This window comes from Amycolatopsis vastitatis (assembly GCF_002234595.1).
In the GTDB taxonomy this organism is placed as follows: Bacteria; Actinomycetota; Actinomycetes; order Mycobacteriales; family Pseudonocardiaceae; genus Amycolatopsis; species Amycolatopsis vastitatis.
In genome coordinates, this window is record NZ_NMUL01000092.1 from 1 (window position 1) to 18,216 (window position 18,216).

At 69.1% G+C, this 18,216-nt stretch carries 19 protein-coding genes and 2 pseudogenes; 8 read left to right on the plus strand and 13 right to left on the minus strand.

The window, feature by feature from the left end; genetic code table 11:
- Nucleotides 1-551: 551 nt before the first annotated feature.
- Entirely contained in the window at nucleotides 552-1,028 is a 477-nt protein-coding gene (locus CF165_RS50945; protein WP_143268924.1) for a hypothetical protein, read from the minus strand.
- Between the two features lie 242 nt (nucleotides 1,029-1,270).
- On the opposite strand from CF165_RS50945, the gene CF165_RS50950 reads away from it, so the two are divergent.
- Nucleotides 1,271-1,555 (plus strand): hypothetical protein, encoded by a 285-nt coding sequence (locus tag CF165_RS50950; RefSeq protein WP_143268925.1) that lies wholly within the window; start codon nucleotides 1,271-1,273, stop codon nucleotides 1,553-1,555.
- A gap of 293 nt (nucleotides 1,556-1,848) precedes the next feature.
- Here CF165_RS50950 and CF165_RS49020 read toward each other — a convergent pair whose 3' ends face one another.
- Nucleotides 1,849-4,521, minus strand: coding sequence for an RICIN domain-containing protein (locus tag CF165_RS49020; RefSeq protein ID WP_093954461.1), 2,673 nt, complete (start codon nucleotides 4,519-4,521; stop codon nucleotides 1,849-1,851).
- 511 nt (nucleotides 4,522-5,032) lie between these two features.
- Here CF165_RS49020 and CF165_RS49025 point away from each other — a divergent pair.
- A pseudogene (locus CF165_RS49025) lies at nucleotides 5,033-5,392 on the plus strand (transposase); the annotation flags it as partial.
- Between the two features lie 233 nt (nucleotides 5,393-5,625).
- On the opposite strand, the gene CF165_RS49030 reads toward CF165_RS49025, so the two are convergent.
- Nucleotides 5,626-6,555: an NmrA/HSCARG family protein gene (locus CF165_RS49030; RefSeq protein WP_093954462.1), complete on the minus strand. Its 930-nt coding sequence runs from the start codon at nucleotides 6,553-6,555 to the stop codon at nucleotides 5,626-5,628.
- A gap of 92 nt (nucleotides 6,556-6,647) precedes the next feature.
- Here CF165_RS49030 and CF165_RS49035 point away from each other — a divergent pair, with 92 nt between their 5' ends.
- Complete coding sequence (locus CF165_RS49035) at nucleotides 6,648-7,448, plus strand: helix-turn-helix transcriptional regulator (protein ID WP_093954463.1); 801 nt, start codon at nucleotides 6,648-6,650, stop codon at nucleotides 7,446-7,448.
- A 243-nt stretch (nucleotides 7,449-7,691) separates the two neighbouring features.
- On the opposite strand, the gene CF165_RS49045 is transcribed toward CF165_RS49035, so the two are convergent.
- Nucleotides 7,692-8,729, minus strand: a complete 1,038-nt coding sequence (locus CF165_RS49045; RefSeq protein ID WP_240522204.1) for an NAD-dependent epimerase/dehydratase family protein — start codon at nucleotides 8,727-8,729, stop codon at nucleotides 7,692-7,694.
- A 44-nt stretch (nucleotides 8,730-8,773) separates the two neighbouring features.
- Between CF165_RS49045 and CF165_RS49050 the strand changes: the two genes are divergently transcribed.
- Nucleotides 8,774-9,241, plus strand: coding sequence for a MarR family winged helix-turn-helix transcriptional regulator (locus CF165_RS49050; RefSeq protein WP_093954465.1), 468 nt, complete (start codon nucleotides 8,774-8,776; stop codon nucleotides 9,239-9,241).
- A 130-nt stretch (nucleotides 9,242-9,371) separates the two neighbouring features.
- On the opposite strand, the gene CF165_RS49055 is transcribed toward CF165_RS49050, so the two are convergent.
- A complete protein-coding gene (locus CF165_RS49055; RefSeq protein ID WP_205661240.1) occupies nucleotides 9,372-9,923 on the minus strand; it encodes a TetR/AcrR family transcriptional regulator in 552 nt (183 codons plus the stop codon).
- A gap of 153 nt (nucleotides 9,924-10,076) precedes the next feature.
- On the opposite strand from CF165_RS49055, the gene CF165_RS53610 reads away from it, so the two are divergent.
- Nucleotides 10,077-10,205: a hypothetical protein gene (locus tag CF165_RS53610; RefSeq protein WP_276209782.1), complete on the plus strand. Its 129-nt coding sequence runs from the start codon at nucleotides 10,077-10,079 to the stop codon at nucleotides 10,203-10,205.
- 359 nt (nucleotides 10,206-10,564) lie between these two features.
- Here the strand turns inward: CF165_RS53610 and CF165_RS49060 are convergent, their stop codons facing one another.
- Genes CF165_RS49060 through CF165_RS49075 form a run of 5 tightly spaced genes read right to left on the minus strand, consistent with a single transcriptional unit; the run spans nucleotide 10,565 to nucleotide 14,615 of the window.
- Entirely contained in the window at nucleotides 10,565-11,494 is a 930-nt protein-coding gene (locus tag CF165_RS49060; RefSeq protein ID WP_093954467.1) for an MBL fold metallo-hydrolase, read from the minus strand.
- Entirely contained in the window at nucleotides 11,491-12,294 is an 804-nt protein-coding gene (locus CF165_RS49065) for a cyclase family protein (RefSeq protein ID WP_093954468.1), read from the minus strand. Before CF165_RS49065 ends, CF165_RS49060 begins: the two co-directional genes overlap by 4 nt.
- Complete coding sequence (locus CF165_RS53755) at nucleotides 12,269-12,880, minus strand: MFS transporter (RefSeq protein ID WP_338023746.1); 612 nt, start codon at nucleotides 12,878-12,880, stop codon at nucleotides 12,269-12,271. Before CF165_RS53755 ends, CF165_RS49065 begins: the two co-directional genes overlap by 26 nt.
- 5 nt (nucleotides 12,881-12,885) lie before the next feature.
- A complete protein-coding gene (locus tag CF165_RS53760) occupies nucleotides 12,886-13,392 on the minus strand; it encodes an MFS transporter (RefSeq protein WP_338023747.1) in 507 nt (168 codons plus the stop codon).
- Nucleotides 13,389-14,615 carry a M20 metallopeptidase family protein gene (locus CF165_RS49075; protein WP_093954469.1) on the minus strand — a complete coding sequence of 409 codons (1,227 nt, stop codon included), beginning with the start codon at nucleotides 14,613-14,615 and terminating at the stop codon, nucleotides 13,389-13,391. Before CF165_RS49075 ends, CF165_RS53760 begins: the two co-directional genes overlap by 4 nt.
- A gap of 95 nt (nucleotides 14,616-14,710) precedes the next feature.
- Between CF165_RS49075 and CF165_RS49080 the strand changes: the two genes are divergently transcribed.
- On the plus strand, nucleotides 14,711-15,736 hold the full coding sequence (locus tag CF165_RS49080) for an Lrp/AsnC family transcriptional regulator (RefSeq protein WP_240522205.1): 1,026 nt from the start codon (nucleotides 14,711-14,713) through the stop codon (nucleotides 15,734-15,736).
- A gap of 68 nt (nucleotides 15,737-15,804) precedes the next feature.
- Here CF165_RS49080 and CF165_RS49085 read toward each other — a convergent pair whose 3' ends face one another.
- Complete coding sequence (locus CF165_RS49085) at nucleotides 15,805-16,176, minus strand: putative quinol monooxygenase (protein WP_093954470.1); 372 nt, start codon at nucleotides 16,174-16,176, stop codon at nucleotides 15,805-15,807.
- A gap of 88 nt (nucleotides 16,177-16,264) precedes the next feature.
- Here CF165_RS49085 and CF165_RS53325 point away from each other — a divergent pair, with 88 nt between their 5' ends.
- The gene (locus CF165_RS53325) at nucleotides 16,265-16,492 is read left to right on the plus strand and encodes a helix-turn-helix domain-containing protein (protein WP_240522206.1); all 228 of its coding nucleotides are present in this window, start codon (nucleotides 16,265-16,267) and stop codon (nucleotides 16,490-16,492) included.
- A gap of 23 nt (nucleotides 16,493-16,515) precedes the next feature.
- Here the strand turns inward: CF165_RS53325 and CF165_RS49095 are convergent, their stop codons facing one another.
- Together CF165_RS49095 and CF165_RS49100 are read right to left on the minus strand one after the other, a co-directional pair.
- Complete coding sequence (locus tag CF165_RS49095) at nucleotides 16,516-16,950, minus strand: SgcJ/EcaC family oxidoreductase (protein ID WP_158226972.1); 435 nt, start codon at nucleotides 16,948-16,950, stop codon at nucleotides 16,516-16,518.
- Between the two features lie 4 nt (nucleotides 16,951-16,954).
- Nucleotides 16,955-17,920: a helix-turn-helix domain-containing protein gene (locus CF165_RS49100; RefSeq protein WP_093954472.1), complete on the minus strand. Its 966-nt coding sequence runs from the start codon at nucleotides 17,918-17,920 to the stop codon at nucleotides 16,955-16,957.
- Between the two features lie 152 nt (nucleotides 17,921-18,072).
- Here CF165_RS49100 and CF165_RS53330 point away from each other — a divergent pair.
- A pseudogene (locus tag CF165_RS53330) lies at nucleotides 18,073-18,216 on the plus strand (IS630 family transposase); the annotation flags it as partial.

An 18,216-nucleotide genomic window follows, 5' to 3' on the forward strand; every position in this document is an offset into this window, starting at 1 on the left:
TGACACCGCTCGACGTTGTCTCCGCAGTGAAATGCACAGAATGCATAGGTTGTTGCCTTTCGGGAGTGCCTTGTTGTCGAGGCGCTCCCGGCGACACCTACGTCAATCGCCCGGCTGTGAAGAGAAGGGAGCACCCACTCGATACAGCGTTCATGGGTCTCACCTCCTCGCGCGATGCCACGGCCTCCGAGACGCTACCAGCCCGGACGTCGTTCCGCCCAACCCATTTTCCTGCCGACCAAACGTGGCGGGCCGCCAACGCACTCATCTGCCGCGAGTCGGTCGACGACGGGCGGCGTGATGCGCGCTCATGCCGATAAGCGGGCGTTGGCGGGTTCGAGCGGAGAACTTACGGTCGTCGGATGCTCGGGGCCGAAGACCCGCTCGCGGCGGGGCTCATGCGCTGGGCTGCGTTTCGACATCCCCGCAGGCAGTCGTGTCATCGGTGTCTCCGGGTAGAGAGCCCGGTGTCCGTCCCGGACGCCGGTCTGCTCGCTAAGATCAGGTGATCACTGAGGGGGCGATCGCGTGTTCGAGCTCTATCTGGCCGACTACTTTTCGACCGCGAACGCGGCGTCGCCGGTGGCCGGCTGGGCGCCGGCTCGGCCACCAGGACGGTCACGCTCCTGGACACCGTTGTCGCCGGGCCCGGAACTCCGCTGCCCTACGCCGCACCGGACGGAGTCGTTGACCACGCGCGCAGCTTTCTGACCTCTTCTGCACGCGTTTTCCTGGTCACCGGCGCCGCTGGCACCGGCAAAACAAGCCTCACCCGGCACCTTGCCCGGCAATTTGCCGAGGACGCAGATTGCCAGCTGCTCACCGTCAGCAGCTGGGAACTCAGCACCGTCGATCTCGCGGTCGAGATCTTGCGCTACGCCTCGATCCCGCGCGGAGAAGACGCGCTGCTCACGCTGGAAGAACACAGCGCGCGGCTCAACCGACCTTGCCTGGTGCTCGTCGACGGCATCGCGGACCACGACACCTTCACCGCGGTCGGTCGACACATCGACCTGATTCTGCGTCAAGTCACCGCACCGCAACTGAGGTTCTTGCTGACCGTGCGGACGCCACCATCCGTCGAGACGACTGCGTTCCCCCTGCTCCACGCGTCTCTGTTCACTCGACCGGGGGGGGAAACGGATGGGGCCGCCCAGCGCGGCTTGGCATGGTCGCCGACACAAGCCCGGTGGCTGTGGGAGCAGCAGACAAACTTACCGTTCGACGCCCTTCCTGCCAACGTACGCGAACTCGTGAGGACGCCTTATACATGCGGCTGGCGCTCGAATCGCCTCCCCGCCCAGAATTGCCCGACGTGCCCGCGACACTGGTTCAGGCTTCCCCGCACCGTCAACCTGAGTTCGCCCACGACGTCCTCGGTGAGTTCTTCCTCGCAACCCGCATCGCCGACCTCGTTCTGGAGCACGGACGTTCGATATCTACCGTGCAAGCGCTCAACGAACACGACGGCCGTAGCGCCCATCACCATGGACCGTCGAACGCTGCGGCCCCCGCGCTGTGCGAACAAGCCATGTGGATCTCCTCATGGTTGTAGGAGCTGGCCGACGGTTGCGGAACCTCCATCAGCGTGGGGGTCCATTGAGCCGTCATTGATCGAACCCCCATGGGGGCGCTGACGAGCGCCTACCGCTCGCGAGCGAGGCGGTTCGATGCGTTCACTGCGGTGGTCTGCCGGCCCGTACCGATGGGAGCGGCGACAAGGTACTCGGTGGTGGTCGCTTGCCGACGTTCGGAGTTGACATCTCGCCACCGCCCCCCTGGCCGCAGGCCGAGCGGCCAGGGGTAGCGGTCGACGCCGCGGCAGCAGGCGAGAAACCGGTCGTCCGGTCAGGCCCGGTTCAGTTGCCACTGCTGGTTGGCCCCGCCGTTGGCGGCCCACTGCACGACCTGCGCACCGTCGCTCGTCGCCGCGCCGGAGACGTCCGCCACCAGTCCGCTGTCGTGGCTGGCGATGGTGTAGTAGCCGTTGCCGGTGGACCGCAAGTACCACAGCTGGTTGGGGCCGCCGTTGGCCGTCCACTGCTGCAGTTGCAGCCCGGCCGTGCTGCTGTTGGCGTTGACGTCGAGCACCTTTCCACTCGGGACGTACTGGAGGGTGTAGGAGCCGTCGGAGGTCGTGGCGATGGTCCAGGTGGCGGTGCCGCTCTGCTGGACCACCTTGGCACCGTCCGCGGCGGAGTTGCCCGCGACAGCGAGCGGCTTGCCGCTGTTGCGGTTGACGATGCGGTAGGTGCCCGGTGCGGGTCCGTCTCCGCCGCTTCCGGCGAGGTTGAAGTACTCCACCGCGTCGGTGAAGACGGGGCTACCGGACTTCGTGGTCGACAGTTGCAGGTACACGCGGTTGCCGGTGGCCGGGGTGGTGAAGGACACCGGCTGGGTGACCCGCGAGCCGAGCGGGACGGTCAGGGTGGTGCTTCCGGACGCGACGACCGCGCCGTCCGGCGCGTCGAGCCGAGCCGTCCAGGTGAAGCCCACCGAAGTGTCGGCGAGGTCGTCGTTGAAGACGGTGATGTTGCGGGTGACTGTGGCGTTCCGGGCGTAGTTGGGCACGGCCTGCGGCAGCGGGAAAGTGCCGTTGGAGTCCGAGGCGCCGGAGGCCGACCAAAACGGCAGGTCGACCGCGGCCACCGGGTTGAACGCCGCCTGCACGCGCTGGATCTGCGGGTTGCTCCAGGGGGCCGGGAGGTTGTCCGCGCCGTAGATGGGGTGACCGCCCTCTTCCGGGGTGAAGTCGGTGGTCCGCACTCCGGGCACGACGCTGGCCCAGGCGGACAGCAGCGTGTACGGACGCAGGTCGGTGGCGTTCTTGCCGCGCTTGGCCAGGGTTGCCGTGGCGAACCACTCGAAGCCCTGCTTGTTGTTGCACGCCGGCCAGATGTACTCGCCCTCGCCGTCGGGCCGCCCATTCACGGTTTTCAGGCCCTCCCCGTACCTGCCGAAGCCGTCGACGTAGTGCGGGATCACCGCGAAGTTGGCGTACGTCATCCCGGGATACCCGTTGAGGTTCCCGTCGACGCCCACCTCGGCAATGACCGGCCGGGTGCCATCGTTGCCGTTGATCGCCGCGTACAGGTCCTTCTCGAACTGCTCGGAATCCTGGCCGCTCTGGTTCGGCTCGTTGACCTGGCTCCAGCGGATGACCGCGGGGTGGTTGCGGTCGCGCAGGACCAACGCACGAGCGTGGTTGACCATGTTGTCGTGCCCGGCGTTCCAGTCCTGCCCGGATTGGGAGCCGCGGATCGCGGTCTCGTCGATGATCATCAGGCCCATCTCGTCGGCCACGTCGAGCATGTACGGGCTGGCCGGCTCCTGATGAACGCGCAGCACGTTGAAGTTGAGCCGCTGGTAGTTGTCCACCGTCTGCGGCCAGCCGCCGTTGTTCGACGAAGGGGGCAGGAAGCCGGGCAGGGTGTCGTAGGCGTCGCCCTTGCCGCCGTTGTTGATCCGGTCGTAGTCGGCACCCTGCAGGTTGTCACCGCGGAAGTTCACGCGCACGCCGTTGAGGTAGTAGTAGTCACCGTTCTGGGTGGCCTCCCGGAAGCCGAACCGGTACGTGGCGTCGCTGGTGTGCCCGTCATCGGTGACGGCACGCACCGCCAGCCGGTGCAGCTGCGCCTGGTACCCCGACCGGTACGGCACGTTGGGCCACCAGTACGAGGTGCTGTCGAGGTTCCACGCGACCGGCCCGACGGTCACGGTCGCGGTCGAGTGGGCTGCCACGGTGACCGTACGGCTGGGCAGTTCCGGGTAGCTGAAAGCCGTTCCGTTGTTGGACGACAGCGACCCGGTCAACGTCACCGACCGGGAACTGCCCGACGTGTTACGCACCGACACGTCGTAGCTCAACGTCTTGTTCGCCACCGACGGACGCACGAATGTGTCGCTGACGTACACCGCCGGGTACGTCCGCAGGAACGCCGAACGGAAGATCCCCTGGGGGACCGCCTCGGACCACTCGGCGGCGTCGGGCACCAGGTACCGGCCGTTGGATGCCTTCAACGCGCCGCGGCCCTTCACGTCGACGCTGATCGTGTGGGTGCTGCCGGGGGCCGCGTAGGCGGTGATGTCGAAATTCGACGGCGTGAACGCCGTGGTCTGCGTCGCCACCACCCGGCCGTCGACCGACAGCGTCGCCTGGTGATTGACCGCCCCGAACTCGATCCACGCTGACTGCGGCTGACCCGAGTCGGGCACGGTGATGGTGCGCGAGTACACCGCCTCGTTCACGTCGGTGAAGCCCTGCTTGTACCAGCCGCCGCCGGGCACGGTGATCGAGGTCGCCCCCCGACCCGTCGGCGTGAAACTCCATGTCCCGGCCAGGTCGACCGAGGCGATCGCGGCGGCGCCGGCAGCTGCGGCCGCGGGGGCCGGCTGTGTTGCGACGGCCGGCTGTCCTGCGGCGGCGGGTTGTACCGTGTCGATGATCGCGAGGAGTGTGGCGCCGGCCAGCGCTGCGCGGGCGAAGCGCTGGGATAGCGTGCGAGGGCTGTTCTGACGCATGAAGAAACCCCTTTCGCGGGTGTCGCGTCTACGGGGATACACCGATCATCGGACCCATCGTCACTACCGCGGGGGTCGCCAAAATGGAGAGGTCCACTATGGACTCGTCTACCGGCTCCATGCCCGCGGAGCAGGGCTTGGTCGGTAAGCAATCGTGTTCGAACCGGTTCGAACAGAACGATAAGCGGGGTCGACTCGTGGTGTCAAACATGTCTATGGCTTGCGACGAAAGAAGAGCGCAATCCTGTGAAACTTTCAAAGACGAGCGCAATCCCGGGAAACTTTCAGCTGCAACTGGGTGCCCCGCCGTCGGCGGTCCACTGGATGACCTGTGCCCCGTCGTTAGTTGCGGCGCCGGAGACGTCGGCTAGCGGCGGCTAGGGCCTGTATCGAAGTCGTTTCGGGCTGGTTGAGCTGCAGTCGAGGGCGTTGGGCGTGTCGGTGTCCGGGAATGGGTGAGGTCTCCGGTAGTTGGTCAGCGTGGACTCGACGATCGCGCGGGCGCATCAGCATGCGGCGGGTGCGCGAAAAGGGGGATCTGCAGGCCGAGCCACCCGGCGGGACCACCGTCGAGCCTGACGATCATGCGTTGGGGCGGTCCCGCGGTGGGCTGACGACGAAGTTGCATTTGGGGTGTGAGCAGGGGCAGAAGCCGTTGTGGATCGTGCTGACCGCCGGGCAGCGCGGCGACAGCCCGCAGTTCGTTCCGGTCCTGGCCGGGATCCGGGTGCCCCGGCTGAACGGTGGTGGCCGGCCGCGGACGCGTCCTGATCGGGTGCTGGCGGACAAGGCCTACACCTCGAAGGCCGACCGGGCTCACCTGCGCCGTCGCGGGATCAAGGCGACCATTCCCAGCAAGGCCGACCAGGACGCGCACCGCAAAGCCAAGGGATCGAAAGGCGGGCGGCCACCGGCCTTCGACCCCGGAGATCTACAAGCAGCGTCACGCGGTGGAGTGCGGCATCAACCGGCTCAAACGCCATCGCGCTGTGGCCACTCGCTACGACAAGCTCGCGGTTCGGTACGAGGCCACAGTCCACATCGCCGCGATCAACGAATGGCTCTGACCCACTTCGATACAGGCCCTAGTTCCGGCTCGGAGGCTCAGGAACCAGCTACGTTTGTGGGCGCGGTCCAGCCGGTGGATCGGATCCACTCGGCCAGGTCGAGGGTGGCCGGCTCGATCGCCCGCACCACCGCAAGATCCGACGGGTGTTCCGCCGTCTTCGCGAACTGGCGGAACATCGCCCTGTCGAGGTCGCTGGGAAGCACGCTCAACGGGAGGGCCTCGTAACGTGCCGGGAGCCCGGCGCGCGCGCCGAACGCCGCGGCGATCTGAGGGCCCGTCAGCTCGTCGCCGACGAGCTCGACGGCTCCGCCGGGTGCCTCCGCGGTGTCGAGCAGGAGCGCGGCGGCGACCCGGCCGACGTCCCTGACCGAGATCATCTTCAGGGCGACGTCCTCCGGCAGCGGCAGCCTTAGCACGATCTCTCCGTGCTCCAGGCTCGGTGCCATCTCCTCCATGAAGGGGGTCGGGCGAACCATGGTGGCCCTGAGGCCGGACTTCCTCAGGTGCTCCTCGATCGAGTGCTTCGAGTCATGGTGCGGCACACCCCGCTCCCGGTCCGCGCCGAAGACCGAGTTGAACACGACGTGCGGGACGCGTGCCGCGACCGCCGCGTCGACGAGCGCGGTGCCGATGCGGATCTCCGTCTCGACCTCTTCGAGGTTGTTCGCCTCCGGGGTCATGAAGGAGAACGCCTCGACCGCCGTCAGCGCGGCGGCCAACGACGCCGGGTCGTCGGTCCGGATGGCCGCCAGCTCGACGCCGCGGGCGGCCAGCGCCTGAGCCCGGTCGGACTGCGGGTTGCGGACCAGGGCCCGCACCGGGGCCTTGTGGTCCAGCAGCGCGTCGACCACCGCCCCGCCCTGTTGCCCCGTCGCGCCGAAGACTGCGATCGTGCCGGTCGTCTGTGCGGCGGTGGGGGAGGACGACGCGGGCGCGGCGTCCTCGAGCTTGATCTGTTGTGACATGTCTCCACGATGCGGTCTGCGGCGCCAGGCGCACCACCGGTATCGCGCCAGGTTCTCCCGATAACCCGCCAGTGGCGGGTAGCCTCGATCGCGTGTCCGACCCCAGCGACGAGCCGAGCTTCTGCACCGACGATGCGCCGTTGTCGGCGCCGCTGGCCAATGGCGCCGCCGTGGCCGCGCACTTCCACGACCACGGCCAGCTCCGCTACGCCGCGCGTGGGGCCCTGGTCACAGCGACCCAGGTGGGCACCTGGGTGGCGCCGGCCAGCCGGATCATGTGGGTGCCGCCCTTCGCGGTGCACAGCAGCAAGGCGTACGGCGAGACGGAGATCCGGGTGCTGTCGCTGCCCGTGACGCTGACCGGACAGCTGCCGGCCGAGCCGTCGGTCTTCGTGGCGAGCGCGTTGCTGCGCGAGGCCTATCTGGCGCTGATGAGCGAGGGCGAGCCGCTGGAGAGCCCCCGTGCGCGGCTGCTGATCGACGTCGTACTCGCCGAGCTCGCCCGCGCCGCACAGGAGCCTCTGCGCCTCCCGGAGCCGAGCGACCGGCGTCTCAAGGCGGTCACCGACCTGCTCCACGTGGACCCGGCAAGCCCGGCGACCCTGGCCGAGCTGGGCCACCGCACCGGCGCCAGCGAACGCACCCTGAGCCGACTGTTCGGCAGCGAGCTGTCGATGAGCTTCCACCAGTGGCGCACCCTGCTGCGCACCCAACGGGCGCTGATCGAGCTCAGCGACGGCGCCTCGGTCACCGACACGGCGATCCGGCTGGGCTGGTCGAACCCCAGCAGCTTCATCGACGCCTTCACCGAGCTGGTCGGTCAGACACCCGGCCGCTATCGCTCGTCGGCTCGGTCCTCCCGCAGTTCCATGGGTGAGAGGTTGGCGGGGTAGCCGTAGTTCCTGGCGGAACATCGGTGGCAGCCCAATGGTGCGGGAGCCCACGTTGGAAGGGTGACTCCCTCCGCCACCACCCAGAGCTCCTCGCCGGCATCGACGGCCTCGGCCGGTGCGACGCTGAGCGACCTCATCGTGGTCGATGAACCAACTACCGGAGACCTCACCTATCTCGAGCACCGACACGCCCAACAGCACCACCCCCAGCTCAACCTGCCCGAAACGACTTCGATACAGGCCCTAGCCCTGTCGTGATTCGGCGCTGAGGGCGGTGGCGGTGTCGGTGATCGTCTGTTCCGTGGGGCGGGGATGCCAGCCGAGCTGGGTGCGTGCTTTGCCGCTGTCGACGAGCCTCGTGCGGCCGAGTTCGGGTCGCAGCATCGCCAGCTGCGGGTTGCGCCGCGCGAGCAGCTTGACGACGATGTCGGGCATGGTGCGCGTGGGCACCTTCGAGGCTTCGTCCGGGAGCTTCTCGCGCAGGATGCGGGCGACTTGCCGGTACCAGAGGAAGCTGCCCGAACCGAGGAACCGCTGGCCTGCGGCGGCTGGGTTCGTCATGGCGAGGATGTGAAGTTCGGCGATATCGCGCACGTCGACGATGTTCCATCCGATGTTCGGCACGGCGGGGATCTTGCCCTCGAGCAGACGGCGAATGATCTCGACCGTTCCCGGCCTGTTCGACGTGCCCAGCACGGGCCCCTGCATGAACGTCGGCAGGACGGCGGTCAGCTCGAGCCCGGTCGCGGCGGCGAGATCCCATGCGTCGCGCTCGGCGAGGATCTTGGAATCGGGATAAGCGCGAGCCGGGGTGCCGGACGGTGCGGTCCACGTCGTCTCGGTCGCCGGCGTGTCGGGGTCGCCGGTGTCGGCCGTGACGCCGGACGAGGTGAGCACGGCACGCTTGACCCGGGCACGCGCGGCAGCGCCCAGGACGCGGCGGGTGCCTTCACGTGCGGTGGTGATGAGGTCCACGCCCGAGCCGAAGGGCATCGGCGAGGCGGTGTGCAGCACGTAGTCGGCACCCGCGACCGCCTCGCCCCAACCGTCGTCGCCGAGGAGATCAGCAGCCGCGAACTCGATGGTCCCGGCTGCTCGTTCTCCGGTCTGCTCACTCACGGCGTCGCGCACCTGCTGCGCTTTGTCGAGGCTGCGTACGGTCGTGCGCACCCGGTAGCCGTGCTGGAGCAGCCCTGCGATCACCCAGCCAGCCAGGTAGCCGGTCCCACCTGTGACAAGCACCCTCGCACCGGGGTTACTGTTCGTCATGTAGTCCTCCATAATCATTGAGTTTCTCATTGACATTGGGAGGGTACCATGGGTTCGTGACCGCAAGCCGTGACGCGAACGCACCGACGACTCGCCCTGCGGACGTCGAGCGGAAAGCCGAGATCGTCCGTGTACTCGTGGAGGTGGGAAACGCCGCGGACGCGGTCGTGGCCCAGGTGCTCGGCGAGTTCGGGGTCCCGGCGTCCGTCGCCGGCACGCTGTGGGCGCTTGCCCCGGGAACCGAGCCGCCGACGATGCGGGAGGTGGCAGCCCGCCTGCGCTGCGACCCTTCCACGGTGAGTCTCGCCGCCGACAAACTGCAGAGCATGGGACTCGTCTTCCGTCAGCCTCATCCCGCCGACGGCCGCAAGCGCACCCTGGCCCTTACCGAACACGGGCACGAACTGTGGGAGGCGCTCAGAACGCGGCTGCACGCCTCCGGGCTGTTCGCCGGTCTCGACGCGCAGGAACAGGACACCTTGCTCGCACTGCTGACGAAAATGCGAAACCCGCAACACCCATAGCCGGACTCCCCGATCCACGGCGGGAACGAACCACAGATACAGGTGTGTTCCGCGTTCGACGACCTGGTACAACTCGCGGGCCTGGCTCACCCAGTCGCCGGCATGATGGCGCCCATTCGGTCCGCGATGTTCAGACCGCGCCGAGGCCGGTCACGATCACCTTGGTCAGCCGGGTGAGATAAGCGTCGTCCACCTGCTCGCCGGTGCGGAGCAGGCGTAGCAGCAGCGGTGAGATCAGCACGTCGAGGCCGAGCTCGAGGTCGACGTCGGCGGGGAGTTCGCCACGGGCGATCGCGCGGGTGAGCACCAAGGCCGCGGCGGTGCGGCGCGGCCTGTCGACCACGTCGTGCAGGGCGGCGGCCAGCTCGGGGATGCGCGTGGTCTCGACCAGGACGTCCAGCGCGATGCGGCGGACCCGCGGATCGGCGGCCTGCCCGACGATCACGTCCAGGAATCCGCGCACGTCGCCGGCCAGCGAACCGGTGTCCGGCACCTCCGGCAGGTTGCGCAGTATCGCGGCCTCGACCAGGTCGATCAGCATCGCCTGCTTGGACGGCCAGCGGCGGTACACGGCCGCCTTGCCGACCCCGGCCCGGCGCGCAACGGCGTCCATCGACATGCGCGCGTAGCCGATCTCGGCGAGCTGGTCGAACATCGCGCTGGTAACCGATTCCTGCAGCACCGCCGCTCCGGCCGGTTCCCGTCCGTCCCGGACAACCCCACCCGGATCGCCGCCGCGAGGTCGGCGCGACCCGAGAACGGTGGGGGTTCGATACCGCGCTCGTACGCGCTGACGGCCCAGGACCGGGTCGTCACCCCCGCGCTCCAAGGAAGGATGATCGAGGACGCCGACCGGTTCGCGCAGGCCCGTCCCTTCCGGGTCGGCTCGCTCGAGAGCAGCCACTCGCCGTTCGCTTCGAAACCGCGGGAACTGGCGCGGCTGATCCGGACACTCGCGGCGTGACCTCAACGGCCGATCCGGGTGTGGCGACCACCTTGCCCCGTGGTCAAGAGCCGGATTCATCGACGTCGGCCGGGGCCGGGTTGCCGCGACCCGACGACCCGGGATGCCAGGCGAGCGCGGCGGGGACGCGTGCAGCGACGCCAGGAGCCGCAGCCAGTCCGCGTCGGGGCTGCCCGGCTCGGCGGTGAACACCAGCATGACCGGTCCGGGGTTGCCGGGTATCGACGCCTTGGCCGCCTCAGCCTGCTCCACACGTCGTGCCGCGGCAAGAACGTTGCCTCCGGCTTCGAGGACGACCTGCGCCGCTGCCGAGGTGGACCACGTCGCCACGGGTACTATCGCCGTCCTCGCGGAAGGCCCTAATCGACGTGAAGGGGGTCGAAGGCGGCCCAGTTGTGCAGTTCGAAAGCCGCCCCCGACCTGCGCACCTCTGCGGCGCCTCGGCCGGGAAAGTGCGCCGGGACCACCAGTGCACCGGTGTCGGCGGCCTCCGCGAGCAACCGCCGGCGTGTCGCGCGCGCCTCGGCCTTGTTCTCGCAGAAGCAGCTGTTGGCCGCCGGCTCCGCCACTTGGACCGGGCTGTGCAAGAGGTCTCCGACGAACAAGGCACGGTCCGTGCCGGAAGTCAGCTTGAGCACCGACGATCCGGGCGTGTGCCCGGGCGCCGGTGCCAGGGTCAGGCTTCCGTCGATCGGGTAGCTGTCCTCCCACAACGTCGCGAGCCCCGCCTCGAGGATCGGCGCGACACTGTCCGCGAAGACGAGGTGACTGCCCCGGCGGCGCAACCGGTCGGCGTCGGTGTGCACCGGCGGGCGACGGTGTTCGTTCTCGGGATCGAAGTAGTCCCGGTCGACGCGGGGGATGAGGTAGCGGGCATTGGGGAAGGTCGGCGCCCACTCTTCGTCGACCAGCCGGGTGTTCCAGCCGACGTGGTCGTAGTGGACGTGGGTGTTCACCACCAGGTCGACGTCCTCGGGCTCGACGCCCGCTCGGCGGAGGTTCTCGACGAAGGGCGTCTCGAGGTGGTCGAACTGCGGGATCTGCGGGCGGTTGCGGTCGTTTCCCGCGCCGGTGTCGACGACGATGGTGCGCCCTTCACTGCGCAGCACCCAGCTCTGGATGGCGCAGTGGTACGCGTCGTCGTCCGGGTTGCGGAATTCCGGGGTCAGCGCCGCGCGTCCGCTCGGGGTGCTGTCGGGGACGATTTCGCTCACCGTCCGAATCGGACCGCTCCACTCCAGCACCCGGGTCACCGTCACGTCCCCCAGCTGGATCGTGTCGCCGCTCATGCGCCCACCACCGCCAGCGGGCGGATCGGGGCGCCGGTGGCGCCCACCACGTTGAGCGGGGCGCCGATGAAGAGAAATTCCGCGGTGCCAGCGGATGCCAGCGTCTCGGACAGTTTTTCCAACGTCATGACCTCGATCAGGTTGATTCCGTGTTCGTGCAGCAGGAGCCGGTGCACCGGCAAGGCCGCATGTCCCGGGCCGGGCGGGCGGTGTTCGAGCGCGATCGTGTCGGCGCCGACGGCGGCCACTCCCCTGGCGGCCAGCCATTCGGCGCCGCCGAGGTCCAAACCGGGCACTCCCGCTTCGCCGCCGAGGTAGGCGCGCGGGTCGTCCCAGAGTTGCGCCCATCCGGTCCGGATCAGTGCCACGTCGCCCGGGCGGGGCTCGGGGCCCGCCTCCAGGTCCGCCACGCCGACGGCCGCACCCGGGTCCAGGCGGGCGAGCTTCCGGTTGCGTGGCACGTCGTAGAACACGCCGCGGCAGAACAGGGGACGTACCTGGTCGATGCCGTGACTGTGGTACCGGCCCGCACGGACCGCGTCGGCGACGGGCACGCCGCCGTGCAGCCGGCCGTCCACGGCCACGTGGCTCACCGCGTCCATGTGGGTGCCGACGTGCCCGCCCAGCACCATGATCTCGTGCGACCCGGTGAACCCGCCGGGGTAGGGGACGTCACCGTGCCGGTGGCGCAACGCGAACTCGAACGGCGGGTGCATGGGCGAGGTCGGCATCCCGACCTCGTACGGTTGCGCGAGGTCGACGACCGTGACGCCGTCAGCCAGCACTTCGAGCGGTGTCATGGTTCTCAGCCTTCCTCATCGTTCGGGGAACCGCCTGGTGGAGGGTGCTCAGGTCCGATCCTCGTCCTTCCCTGAGCGTCAGCACGGTCGCCGCCGACACCAGCAGGAGCAGGACGACGTAGCCGGTGAAGTACGCCGGTCCGAGCGTCCGGCCGATCCACGTCTGCAGGTACGGGGCGGTTCCCCCGAAGGCGGCCACCGCCACGGAGTACGGCACCGCGAGCCCGGCGGTCCGGATGCGGGTCGGGAACATTTCCGCGTACGCCGCCGGGAGAACCGACACCCCAGCGCCGATGAAGACCATCGCGAGGGACATGGCGACACCGAGCTGAACGGCGTTCCCGAGGTCGAGCGTCTGCAGGGGGAACAACGTCGCGGCGGTGCCCAGGTTGCTGATCAGCAGCACGGGACGCCGTCCGATCCGGTCGGAAAGCGCTCCCCAGCAGGGAAGAACCGCGATGAGCACCAGGTTGGACAGCACGCCCGCCAGCAGCGCCGCCGTCGACCCGAGGTGCCGGTTGGTGATGGCGTAGGCGGGCGCCGCGATGACCCAGGCGTAGTAGACGACGGTCGGGCCGACCGTCATCCCGATCACCTGCAGCGCCGCCCGGCGGTGCCGGACCAGGTCGGGCTGGACCAGCGGCCGCGCCGCCCGGCGGGTGCCTGTTCGGTCGGGTACGTCGGGGCCGAAGGAAGTTCCCCACCCGTGGCCAGGCCCTGGACCACGCGGCACAGCAGCAGGATCAGCGACGCTCCCACGCCGGCCGTGGCGTAGGTGGGTGCGATCCCGATGAGCAGGCTCGCCGCGGCCATGCCGCCGACCGTCAGGCTCAGCATCGGGCGCCGGCCGATGCGGTCGGACAGCCGGCCGACGAGCAAGCCGCCGAGCGGTCGTGCCACGAAGCCCACGGCGAAGACCGCGAGCCCGGACAGCAGCGCCGATCCCGCGGCGTCCCCCGGGAAGAACTGGCCGGCGAAGAACGGCACGAAGATCGTGTAGATGCCCCAGTCGTACCACTCGAGCGCGTGGCCGACGCAGATGCCGAACAGCGTGCGGCCGACGCGCCGCCGGTCGCTTTCGGGTTGGTTCGTGGTCATCGGGGATCCTCCGGGGACTCGGTGGACACTGCGGCGTGGGGACGGCGGAGAGCGAGTTCCGCGAGAAGGGCGGCGCCCAGCGGGAGCACCGCTTCGTCGAAGACCGCCCGGCCGCTGTGGTTGAACGGCGCGGTGCCCGGGTCCGCCCCGCCGGGCCGGGCGCCCAGCGCGACGAAAGTCCCGGGCACCTCGGCCAGCACCCGCGAAAAGTCCTCGGATCCGGTGAACGGATGCTCCAGCGGGCGTAGCCGGTCTGCACCGAAGACGTCGGTGATCGTCTGCTCGGTGAAAGCGGTTTCGCCGGGTTCGTTGACGGTCGCCGGCCGTTCCCGGTCGAACCGGACGTCGGCCTCGACCCCGTGCGCGGCAGCGATGCCTTCGAGGAGCCGGCGGGTTTCCGCACCGACCCGGTCCGCGGTCGTGTCGGAGAAGGTGCGCAGCGTCGCTTCGAACCGGGCCGTCGGCGGGATGACGTTGCGGCGCGTCCCGGCCCGCACGACACCGACCGTGAGCACGACCGGATCGAACACGTCCACCCGGCGGGTGACCAGCGTCTGCAACGCCGTGATCATTTCGGCCGCGACGGGCACCGGATCGCGCGCCAGGTGCGGGGCCGACGCGTGGCCACCACGACCACGCACGGTAACCTCCAGCGCCGAGGAGGAGGCCAGCATCACCCCCGTCCGGACGTGGAAACCCGGCGGCAGGGTCGAAAAGACATGCAGTGCGTATGCCGCGCCCACCCGGCCTCCGGCCGCGTCGAGCACGCCCTCCTCGAGCATCGCCCTGGCGCCCTCCCAGCCCTCCTCCCCCGGCTGGAACATCAGGACGACGTCGTTCGCCAGTTCCGCCTGCCGGGCGGCGAGCAGCCGGGCCGCGCCCACGAGCATGGCGGTGTGCAGGTCGTGCCCGCACGCGTGGGCCGCCCCGGCCGTGGCCGAAGCGAACGGCAGGCCGGTTTCCTCCTGAACCGGCACCGCGTCCATGTCCGCCCGCAACAGGACCGGCGGCCGGCCGGGTACCGCGGCGTGCCCACGGAGCACCGCCGTGACGGACGTGAGCTCCTTACCGGTCGAGATCTCCAGGGGCAAGCCGTCGAGCACGGACAGCACCGCTTCCTGCGTGTGGGGCAGGTGCAGACCGAGCTCCGGCCGCGCGTGCAGCAACCGCCGGAGCCGCACCAGCTCGTCACGCATGGTGTGCGCGTCGCCCAGCACCGTCATATCGTCCTCCGTGCATCCGAGAGGAGCGAGTATGCGATGCCATGCGGCTACATCCCGGCTTTCTGCTGGATTCGTGCATGTCGGAGACTGTATGAGTGATTTTCGTGCATCCCGAGCTTGACGAGAAGGACCTGCGGCTGCTGCACGGCCTCCAGGTCGCCCCGCGGATCCCGTGGACCGAAGCCGCGCGCATCCTGGGCACGAACGCGACCAGCGAAGCGGCCAGGTGGGCCCGACTGCGGGACCGCGGGCTCGCGTGGATCACCGCCCACCCCGGCGGGACCTACCGGCGGGTGACCCTCGCCCTGGTCGAGGTGGACTGCCTTCCCGGTGCGCGGCGGGCCGTCGTCGACGCCGTTTGCGCCGACCCGCGTGCCGTCACGGTCGAAGAGTCCACGCGCGGACGGGACCTGCTCCTGACCGTCATCACCGGGAACCTCGCCGCACTGACCGAGTACGTCCTCGACGACCTCGAAGCGCTTCCCGGAGTGGCCCGGCAGCGGACCTACGTCGCCACAGCGGTACACCGCCACGGCAGCCACTGGCGCCTGGACGCGCTCAGCCCCGCCGAAGAAGCCGCTTTCCAGGCGGTCGCCCGCCGTGAAACGGCCGCGGTGCCCATGACCCCGCCGCGAGACGCCTGGCCGCTCATCGAAGCACTCGCCACCGACGGGCGCAGCAGCGCGGCGGACCTCGCCCGCGCCACCGGCCGGAATCCGGCCACCACCCGCAGGCAACTCGCCCGGCTGCTCGCCTCGGAACTGCTTTCGTTCCGCTGCGAACTCGCATCCGAGGTCTCGAGCTGGACCGTCAGCAGCACCTGGACCGCCCACGTCGAGCCCGCCGACCACCGCAAGACCGTAAGGGCGCTCGCCACCATGCCGGAGCTGCGGATGTGCATCTCGACCACCGGCGACGCCAACCTGGCCATGACCTTCTGGACGCGCTCACCACACGACATGCTCCGCATCGAGCGGACACTGGGCGAACAGCTGCCGTGGCTGCGGCTGCGGGACAACGCTATCAACCTCCGCACCCCGAAAAGGATGGGCTGGCTGCTCGACAGTTCGGGCCGCTCGACCGGGAGGGTCGTCCCACCGAGCGCGCTCGCCGCGTACTGAGCGAACCCGGCGTGTCCTCCGTCACACCTGGGACGGAGGAAGGACATTTCTCCGGAGACCCCCGCCGCTCACATCGGTTCGACCGACGTGAGCGGTACAACGATGCGGGGCCGGGCATAGGTGCTCTCGCTGATTTTCAGATAGGTCTGGAAGTAGGGCTTCGGAAGCACGACATCGCGATACTCGGCGAGGTCGTGCCACCCCTCGGAAAGAACGAAAACATCGGGATCGGTCATGGACTGGCCGACGTGCAGATAACTGCAGTTCGGCTCGGCCCGCGCAGCGGGAAGCACCTCGCGCAGGACTGTCAGGAACTCCTCCCGGCGTTCGGGCTGGATGGTCAGGGTGACATTCATGAACAGCGGCACACCTGGCTGGGTGGTCGTCCACAGCTCGGTTGCTCGCTGCTGCGCGTCTGTCACGTCGTTCTGGTCGCTCATCGGGCGGAGCCTCTCTTCAAATCGTGCCGTACGCGTCCAGGAAAGCGCGGCTGCCAAGGCGAGTCCCAGGCCCGTCAGGCATGTACGCATGCACGCGGCGAATAACCCGTGCCAGGATGGCGTCGTCAGCCCTGCAATCGAGCTTCGGCATCTGCGGTACTTCGCGGCCGTAGTTCAGGAGGGCACCTTCACGGCGGCCGCGGATCGGTTGGGGATGACACAGCTCGCCATGTCGCGGGCGGTGCGTGCACTGGAGCGGGAATGCGGACGCCGGGTCCGATGCAGGGCAGGTGGAGGCTCAGCTCGACGTTCTTGAGCGGAACCGTGGTCAGGTTCGCGTTATCCGGCGGACAGGGACTCCAGTGCCCCCATGGTTTCCAAGGAGAGCAGGCGCGCGTTTTCCAGGGCCACGACCTCCCAGCGCTCGTCGCGCCACACCGTGACGAAGAGCTGCATGGAGTAGCGAGTCGACGGCGGCTCCTGCTCGCCCGGCATGAGGATGCCGACGCGGCCGTGGACCACGCCGACGCCCGGGCTGACGATGCGGGCGAAAGGGACCTCGCCCCGCACCAGCTGGGAGCCTTTCATCACCGTCGCGAAGATCTCCTCGTGTGCCTCGATCGCCTCCGCGCGGCTCCGGTAGATGGTTCCCTCGAGCTCCGCGAACAGGACGTCCTCGGCGAAGTCGGCGAAGAACCCGGCGACGTCTCCCCTGTTCCAGGCCTCGTACATCCGGCCCGGAATGGCGCTTATCGCCTCGACCGACTGTTCCATGTGATCACCTTTCTGTGATTCGTACACCACCATCCTCACCGGGCCGGGCGGCGGCCGCCTTGACTATCCGTGCACGGTTACCGGCTGTCAGCGCGGCCGCGTTGTAGCCGTACGTCGCCTTGAAAAGCCTGCTGAAGTGCGCCGGATCGGCGAACCCCCAGCGCGTGGCGACAGCCGTGACTGTGCGGTCGCTTCGCGCCAGGTCGGCGCGGCACCGCTCCAGGCGGCGCTGGCGGATGAGGGCCGCGACGGTCAGCGGCTGGTCTTCGAAAAGCTTGTGCAGCCGACGCAGAGACATGTGGTGTGCCGCGGCGATCCTGGCAGGCGCGAGATCCCGGTCGGACAGCCGAGCCTCGATGTAGCCGAGAACACGGTCGCGTAGCGCCTCGTCGGGGCATGGGTGCACGTCGCCGAGCTGTGCCTGGAGTGCTACCGAGATCAGCTCGATCACCGCGGCCGCCGACCGATCCGCCTCGCTCGCGCGGAAGCCGGTGAGCGCCCGGGGCATGTCCCGCACCAGCGAGTACACCAAGGCCGCTGGCCCGTGGTCGCCCTTGATGCGCACGCCTGCCAGGCGGGCGGCGTCTCCGGGGCGGATCCGCAGCTCCCGCCGGGGCACCAGCATGGTCACATGCGCGCCGGCGGTGCCTGCGAATCGGACTGGTCGCGCCGGATCGATCAGCACCAGGTCGGACGGACCGAGATCGGCGGTGCCGCGGCCCTGCTCGACGTGCGCATGTCCCCGCGTCATCAGGTCGATCTGCCACAGCCGCTCGTCCTCGGCGCGGGCGCCACGAGCGTCCCGGAAACACTCGCCCTCCGGCGTGACCAGCTCAACCAGCTTGAGCGGCCCGAGGTCACGCGCCACAACGCTAGCCCGGAATTCCGCGCTGTCGTGCCGGCCGCTGAGCACAGGCGGCAACCCGCTGGCAGCGAGCGTCTCCTGGTAGATCTCGATGTCTGTGAACACCTAGCCCATGCTAGCGCCGACCCACACGTCGACCGGAGCGCCGACAATGTGGGTCGAGCCAGGAACCGCCTGGGCGATCCCCGGCCGGCGAGTCATCACCACGATCCGAAAGCACAGCTCCGAAGAAATGCCACGGCACTTGAGACTGATCTTCAGCCACATCGAAGACCCAGATCCAGGCACTGGATCGGACCCAGCCGCTGCTGCCGATCGACTTCACCGTCACCGAGAAGCGCACGCACGACTATGTGCGGCACGGCACGACCAACCTGTTCGGCGCGCTCAACGTCGGCACC

Bases quoted from the DNA above. Each gene is read 5' to 3' on its own strand.
- CF165_RS49075 (WP_093954469.1), bottom strand. From the start codon at position 14,615: ATGACGGTGCTGGGCGACGCGCACACCATGCGTGACGAGCTGGTGCGG.
- CF165_RS53755 (WP_338023746.1), bottom strand. From the start codon at position 12,880: ATGACGGTCGGCCCGACCGTCGTCTACTACGCCTGGGTCATCGCGGCG.
- CF165_RS53610 (WP_276209782.1), top strand. From the start codon at position 10,077: ATGATCGAGGACGCCGACCGGTTCGCGCAGGCCCGTCCCTTCCGGGTC.
- CF165_RS49095 (WP_158226972.1), bottom strand. From the start codon at position 16,950: ATGGAACAGTCGGTCGAGGCGATAAGCGCCATTCCGGGCCGGATGTAC.
- CF165_RS50950 (WP_143268925.1), top strand. From the start codon at position 1,271: ATGCGGCTGGCGCTCGAATCGCCTCCCCGCCCAGAATTGCCCGACGTG.
- CF165_RS49045 (WP_240522204.1), bottom strand. From the start codon at position 8,729: ATGGAGGACTACATGACGAACAGTAACCCCGGTGCGAGGGTGCTTGTC.
- CF165_RS49085 (WP_093954470.1), bottom strand. From the start codon at position 16,176: ATGAGCGACCAGAACGACGTGACAGACGCGCAGCAGCGAGCAACCGAG.
- CF165_RS53760 (WP_338023747.1), bottom strand. From the start codon at position 13,392: ATGACCACGAACCAACCCGAAAGCGACCGGCGGCGCGTCGGCCGCACG.
- CF165_RS49060 (WP_093954467.1), bottom strand. From the start codon at position 11,494: ATGAGCGGCGACACGATCCAGCTGGGGGACGTGACGGTGACCCGGGTG.
- CF165_RS49065 (WP_093954468.1), bottom strand. From the start codon at position 12,294: ATGACACCGCTCGAAGTGCTGGCTGACGGCGTCACGGTCGTCGACCTC.
- CF165_RS49020 (WP_093954461.1), bottom strand. From the start codon at position 4,521: ATGCGTCAGAACAGCCCTCGCACGCTATCCCAGCGCTTCGCCCGCGCA.
- CF165_RS49030 (WP_093954462.1), bottom strand. From the start codon at position 6,555: ATGTCACAACAGATCAAGCTCGAGGACGCCGCGCCCGCGTCGTCCTCC.
- CF165_RS53325 (WP_240522206.1), top strand. From the start codon at position 16,265: ATGCACGCGGCGAATAACCCGTGCCAGGATGGCGTCGTCAGCCCTGCA.